The sequence below is a fragment of the Candidatus Chlorohelix sp. genome, assembly GCF_037138995.1.
GTDB lineage: Bacteria > Chloroflexota > Chloroflexia > Chloroheliales > Chloroheliaceae > Chlorohelix.
Window position 1 is genome coordinate 1 of sequence record NZ_JBAXHI010000115.1, and the last position, 1,291, is coordinate 1,291.

Here is a 1,291-nt window from a genome sequence, read left to right on the forward strand (position 1 = left end):
TAATTCATGCTAACACTAGGATTTTAATTTGTCAATAATGAAAAGCAGATTAATTAAAGAATTTTAAGGTGATTTCTATTGATTTATGGTCATATTCATTAAAATCACATTAATATGGGGTTCGGGGTTGGGGTTCTGTGGGAAGCTGCTCTTGCCCTCGATAGTTTGGTAAATTCGGGGGGGATTAGTGGCAGGGGTTCAGGCAAGGGGCTTAAACCCCTTGTTACAATGGTTTGCGCCCCTACCTAATCAATTACATTGAGCGGATTTTGGCTAAAGACAATCTCTGCCAACGCCTCTTTCGCCGCTGCACTCACAGTTGCGCTTTCGCTTTCGGCAAGAACTTTAAGGGTACGGCTTGCCTCTTGTCCGCCGACCTGCCCCAACGCCCAAATTGCTGCCAAACGCACTTCCGCGTCGTGGTCTCTGGTCAGCCTGAGCAAGGGGGCAAGCAATTCGGTACTGCTTTGTTCGCCTGCCGCACGGGTCGCTTCGTAACGCAAAGCGGGCGATTCGCTGCTCAGTTCCTGCCCGATTTCAGGCAACCAACGTTTATCTACCGTTCGCCCCATCGCCGCCAACGCGCTGGATTTAAACAACTCGTTATCGCTTTGATACGCCTCTGCAATAAACTGACGCACCTGCTCATCCTGTGAAAAATAGCCAAGCGCTTCTAAAACGCGCCTTCGCACTTCCACCGAATTGGATATTTTCTGAAATTGCTCTATCAAGCTATCATGCACTTGTTTTATCCAGCGACTTGGTAGCTTACCCAATTCTGCCAGCAACGCGAACCGGCTCATACTTATAGCGGCATTTACCCGCACTTCCTCCGCGGGGTCACTTTCCAACATGGGGATGAGCAAACGCAACATATTATGTTCTTCATATTCCCACAGCCCTTCGAGGGCGCTAACCCGCACCGCCGTATCGGGGTCGCGCAGCATATACAAAAAGAGCGGGTTAAAATCTTCTTCTATCTGTTCTTCCGCGTAATCTGTCAGGGCTTCCGCCGCCTCACGCCGCCGCTCCACCGCGAATGTACCCCATGCTTGCTCGAATTGCGCTTGCTGTTCAGGTTCAAGGTTGGAAAATTGTTTTAGTAATCGCTTGCTTAGGCTTTGTTCTTCATCGCCAAGCATTCCTAGATATTCTTGGTACGTTTTCTTTTCTGCCATTAGTATTATTCTCCATCGTAAATTTCCAACATTCAGCGTAATTTTAACATAAATCGCAAGGATGGTATTATAGAAAAGCAAACATTTTTGTGCTAGAATAGCTTCCAGAAGCC

1 protein-coding gene is annotated in these 1,291 nt (G+C 47.6%); it reads right to left on the reverse strand.

The annotated features are described in order from the left end of the window. Positions 1-245: 245 nt before the first annotated feature. The gene (locus tag WCK19_RS18535) at positions 246-1,178 is read right to left on the reverse strand and encodes a HEAT repeat domain-containing protein (protein WP_342398893.1); all 933 of its coding nucleotides are present in this window, start codon (positions 1,176-1,178) and stop codon (positions 246-248) included. Between the last annotated feature and the right edge of the window lie 113 nt (positions 1,179-1,291).

What these genes read in the sequence shown, in the direction of transcription:
- WCK19_RS18535 (WP_342398893.1), bottom strand. Translation starts at nt 1,178, where the DNA reads ATGGCAGAAAAGAAAACGTACCAAGAATATCTAGGAATGCTTGGCGAT.